The 4,919-nt window shown below is 67.2% G+C and carries 5 protein-coding genes; 1 reads left to right on the top strand and 4 read right to left on the bottom strand.

Features of this window, described 5'->3' with window-relative positions; all coding sequences use genetic code 11:
- Positions 1 to 617: ATP-binding protein (locus AC1D15_RS17940; protein WP_477827051.1), on the top strand; the 617-nt coding region annotated here is incomplete at its 5' end.
- Here the strand turns inward: AC1D15_RS17940 and AC1D15_RS17945 are convergent.
- The 4 genes from AC1D15_RS17945 to trxA all read right to left on the bottom strand — a co-directional run bounded on the left by AC1D15_RS17945 (position 614) and on the right by trxA (position 4,647).
- Entirely contained in the window at positions 614 to 2,287 is a 1,674-nt protein-coding gene (locus tag AC1D15_RS17945; RefSeq protein WP_477827052.1) for a hypothetical protein, read from the bottom strand. The two genes, AC1D15_RS17940 and AC1D15_RS17945, sit on opposite strands and share 4 nt — an antisense overlap.
- Before the next feature lie 124 nt (positions 2,288 to 2,411).
- Positions 2,412 to 2,672, bottom strand: coding sequence for a type B 50S ribosomal protein L31 (locus tag AC1D15_RS17950; protein WP_047511548.1), 261 nt, complete (start codon positions 2,670 to 2,672; stop codon positions 2,412 to 2,414).
- A 103-nt stretch (positions 2,673 to 2,775) separates the two neighbouring features.
- Positions 2,776 to 4,038 carry a transcription termination factor Rho gene (gene rho / locus AC1D15_RS17955; RefSeq protein WP_047511550.1) on the bottom strand — a complete coding sequence of 421 codons (1,263 nt, stop codon included), beginning with the start codon at positions 4,036 to 4,038 and terminating at the stop codon, positions 2,776 to 2,778.
- A 279-nt stretch (positions 4,039 to 4,317) separates the two neighbouring features.
- Positions 4,318 to 4,647 (bottom strand): thioredoxin TrxA, encoded by a 330-nt coding sequence (gene trxA, locus AC1D15_RS17960; RefSeq protein ID WP_047511552.1) that lies wholly within the window; start codon positions 4,645 to 4,647, stop codon positions 4,318 to 4,320.
- Positions 4,648 to 4,919 lie beyond the last annotated feature (272 nt).

Here is a 4,919-nt window from a genome sequence, read left to right on the forward strand (position 1 = left end):
GGCAGCAGACGCAGCGCATGCAGACGCTGGTGGCCGACCTGCTGACGCTCGCGCAGCTCGAAGGCAGCCCGCGCCCGCCGAGCGACCGCTGGGTGGCCGTCAGCAAGCTGTTCGGCCAGGCGCAGGCCGATGCGAGCGCGCTGTCGATGGGGCGCCACCAGCTGAGCTTCTCGGGTGCCGACGCGGCCCAGCTGGCCGGCAGCGAGAGCGAGCTGATGAGCGCGGTCGGCAACCTGGTGACGAATGCGGTGCGCTACACGCCGGAAGGCGGGCGCATCGCGGTGAACTGGCGGGTGCGCGAGGATGGGGCCGGCGAGGTGTCGGTCAGCGACACCGGCCCGGGCATCGCGCGCGAGCACCTGCCGCGGCTGACCGAGCGCTTCTACCGCGTCGACGGCAGCCGCTCGCGCGACACCGGCGGCACCGGGCTCGGGCTGTCGATCGTCAAGCACGTGGTGCAGCGGCACGGCGGCGAGCTCGACATCCACAGCGAGATCGGCAAGGGCTCGCGCTTCTGCCTGGTGCTGCCGGCGGCGCGCGTGCGCTTCCTGGAACCGGCGCCGGATCCGCGGCGTGCAGCCCCTCTGATCAACGACCAGACGATGTCGTCGACCTAAGACTTCTGCGGCGGGGCAGTGCGGCGGTAGACCGCTGCCACCTCGTCGCTGTCCGACGGCCGCAATTCCCGCGTGATCAGCTGCCAGCCCTGCGGGGCCGGTGCCTGGCGGCGCAAGGTCTCCATCACGATCAGGAACTCGCACAGCGTGCGGTCGGGCGCCTGCGTCGCGTCGACGCGGTAGCCGCCGAAGTACTCCAGCGCCACCAGCTGCGCGCGGCTGAGGCCGGGCGCTGCGATGCACACGTCACTCGGCACATGGCGCGCAATGCGCGTCACCAGCGGCCGGTAGCTGCGCGCGTAGTCGAACAGCGGCAGCCCGAGCGTCATCAGCAGCGACCAGCACAGCGCGACGCCGCTGGCCGGCAGCACCAGGCTCTTCCACAGCGGATGGCGGTGCCGCCCGGTGCGCCACTTCACCAGCCACAGCCAGGCCAGCGTGGCGGCGATGGCGGTCAGCAGCGCCAGCAGCGAGAAGTTCGGGATGAAACCCGGTGCGAGCCGCGCGACGTTGGCGGCCGGCTTGGCCGGCACGCCGGTGTAGACCGACGCATAGACGACCCAGATCGCGAGCGCCCAGACGCTGAAGAAGAACACCGAGAACCAGTCCATCGCGGCCGAGGTGCCGCGGTGCAATGTGGGCAGCGCGAACGCCGCCAGCACTGCGAGCGGCGGCAGGCCGAGCATCAGCGCGCGGTCGGAGCCGCCCATCGCGAGGCAGGCCACGACGCTCACCAGCACGCAGCCGAGCGGCGCGGTGATGTGCCGGTTCAGCCACTGCGCGCGCCAGCGCCACAGCGTCCAGAACGCCAGCAGCCAGCCCGGCCACATGAACCAGACGAAGAGCTTGCCCAGGCTGACGAAATCGCTCGCCTCGACATACCCGTCGAGGCGCCAGCCCCAGGCACCGAGCAGCGTCGCGACGATGAGCCCAAGCACGCCGCCGGCAGCGATCCACAGCGTGAAGCGGCGTGCCGGCTCGTAGCTCGAGCGGCCGCAGACGATGCCGCCGGTGATGGCCAGCATCGCCCCGATCATCGGCGCGCCGCTGGCCGCCAGCGCCGGCAGCGCCAGCATCACCGCCGCCTTGCTCTGCCAGCCGCGGAACGGACAGGCCGCCAGTGCGTAGAGGAACAGCGAGACGCTGGCCAGCTGCGCGAGCTCGGGCGTGGTCTCATGGCCGAGCTGCAGCAGGCCGAGGCTCGCGATCAGCGCGAGCAAGGCGCCGTCGGCGATCGCGCGGGCATAGTCGATCGGGCTCGCCTCGCCGCCGAACGCGAACGGCACCGGTTGCGCCGCCTCGGTGCGCGCGAAATGGTAGGTGCTGTACCAGGTCAGCAGCAGCGTGACGCCCAGCAGCATCGTGAACGGAATGCGGGCCGCGAGCGGCTGGCCGAGCAGGCCGCCGAGCAGCTTGATGAAGACGGCGCCCAGCCAGTACGGCAGCAGCGCCGAATCGCTCGGGATGCCGGCGACGGTCGGCGACCACCAGCTGGTGCTGCCCTGCGCGATGTCGACCATGTAGCCGAAGGCCGTCATGTCGGCGGCCTTCCACGGGTCGCGCCCGAACAGGCCGGGCAGCAGGTAGGCCGCGCAGAACAGCAGCAGGRCCAGGCGCGGCAGGCGCTGGGCGGCACGCTGGGTGACGAGGGCAGGGGTGGGCGAGTTCAAGGAAAGTGGCGCAGGCTGTTCTCGGGACGGCGACGATGATGCAGCAACTTGTGCACGAAGTTCGTGCGCGCCAATGAAAAAGGCAGCCCGCAGGCTGCCTTCGCTTGTCTCGTCGAGAGACGGCTTACTTCGCCTTCAGGTGCGCAAACTTGTTGCGGAACTTCTCGACGCGACCGCCCAGCGAGTCGATGCTCTTCTGGGTGCCGGTGTAGAACGGGTGCGATTCGCTGGTGGTTTCCAGCTTGATCAGCGGCAGCTCACGGCCATCTTCCATCTTGATGGTTTCCTTCGTCTGGGCGCACGAGCGCGTGACGAACTTGAAACCGTTGGACAGGTCCACGAAGCAGATGTCGCGGTAGTTCGGGTGGATGCCTTCTTTGGCCATGAGAAACCTCTTCAGCGCTGTGATACCGGGAGCCACGCCAAACCACTTGGCGCACTTTCCGGAATGCGGAAAACCGCGGATTATAGCGTCGCCTGCGCAGGCATCAACCGCCGCGACGCATCATGTCGAAGAAATCGTGGTTGTTCTTCGTGGATTTCATCTTGTCGAGGATGAATTCCATCGCCTCGATCTCGTCCATCGGGTACAGCAGTTTCCGCAGGATCCAGGTCTTCTGCAGGATCTCGGGCTGCAGCAGCAGCTCTTCACGGCGCGTGCCGCTCTTGTTGATCAGGATCGACGGGTAGACGCGCTTCTCGGCCATGCGGCGATCCAGGTGGATCTCGCAGTTGCCGGTGCCCTTGAACTCTTCGTAGATCAGGTCGTCCATGCGGCTGCCGGTGTCGATCAGCGCGGTGCCGATGATCGTCAGCGAGCCGCCTTCTTCCACATTGCGCGCCGCGCCGAAGAAGCGCTTCGGGCGCTGCAGCGCGTTCGAGTCCATGCCGCCGGTCAGCACCTTGCCGGACGAAGGCAGCACGTTGTTGTAGGCGCGGGCCAGGCGGGTGATCGAGTCGAGCAGGATCACCACATCCTTGCGCATCTCGACCAGGCGCTTCGCGCGCTCGATCACCATCTCGGCGACCTGCACGTGGCGCGCGGCCGGCTCGTCGAAGGTGGAGCTGATGACCTCGCCGCGCACCGTGCGGACCATCTCGGTCACTTCTTCCGGCCGTTCGTCGACCAGCAGCACGATCAGGTAGATGTCGGGATGGTTCGCGACCAGCGCATGCGCCAGCTGCTGCATCATCACCGTCTTGCCGGTCTTGGGCTGGGCGACGAGCAGCGCGCGCTGGCCTTTGCCGATCGGCGCGATCAGGTCGATGATGCGGCTGGTGACGTTCTCTTCGCTCTTGATGTCGCGTTCGAGCTTGAACTGTTCCTTCGGGAACAGCGGCGTCAAGTTCTCGAACATGATCTTGTGCTTGCTCTCCTCGGGCGTCAGGCCGTTGACCCGGTCGACCTTGACGAGCGCGAAGTAGCGTTCGCCGTCCTTCGGGACCCGCACCTCGCCTTCGACGGCGTCGCCGGTGTGCAGGTTGAAGCGGCGGATCTGGCTCGGCGACAGGTAGATGTCGTCGGTCGAGGCCATGTAGCTCGCGTCGGGGGCACGCAGGAAGCCGAAGCCGTCGGGCAGCACTTCGAGCACGCCGTCGCCGAACACCTGCTCGCCGCCTTTCGCGCGCTTCTTCATGATCGCGAACATCAGCTCCTGCTTGCGCATGCGGGCGACGTTCTCGATCTCCAGCGCCTCGCCCATCTTGATGAGCTCGGAGACGTGGAGCGCTTTCAGTTCAGACAAATGCATGGGCAGGGCCCCTGGAAGGAAAGAGTGCAGGCAGGGTCCGAGAAGCCGGACCCGATTCGATCACTGCGACAAGTGGCGCGAGCGACCCGGCATCGGGTTGCAGGACAACTTGGCACCGCTCTCGCGACGACAGAAATGCTGGGGTTTTGAAACGCTGGAGTTTTGTGCCGGACCTACGCGCCGCTGCCGATGGCGGCTTTGGGCGAGGTGGCAATCTTCAGGTGGTGGCTTCAGTCCGTCCGGGGAGAACGGGGCCCGAGGCCACCACGATTCGGCGGATTATAGATGACCGTCGAGGAAGGCCGTCAACTGGGCCTTCGAAAGTGCGCCGACCTTGGTGGCGGCGAGCTGGCCGCCCTTGAACAGCATCAGGGTCGGAATGCCGCGGATGCCGAACTTGGCGGGCACGTCGCGGTTGTCGTCGACATTCAGCTTGGCGATCTGCAGGCGGCCGCTGTAGTCCTTCGACACTTCGTCGAGGATCGGGGCGATCATCTTGCAGGGGCCGCACCACTCGGCCCAGTAGTCGACCAGGACGGGCTTGTCCGCCTGCAGGACGTCGCTGTCGAACGACGCGTCGGTGGTGTGCTTGATCAGTTCGCTGCTCATGGGATTTGTCCTTGGACATGTGCCACCCGTCGCGAGTGGCAAGGCACAATGATTCTGACACAAAGCCCCTTCGCACGCGGCGCACCCCGACCTCACGGCCGCTATGGCTTCGATAGCTGCAACGCCCCCTCCTGGCCCCCTTGACCGACCTTGAAACCCCCGTGATCGCCACCATGCCGGCCGCCGCGCTCGACGGGCCGGGCCTCGTCGCGCAGCTGCGCGGCTGGATGGCGCAGCAGGGCGTCGAGGCGCGCGGCTGCGTGGTGCTGCTG

The sequence above is a fragment of the Rhizobacter sp. P2_H2 genome, from assembly GCF_056403375.1.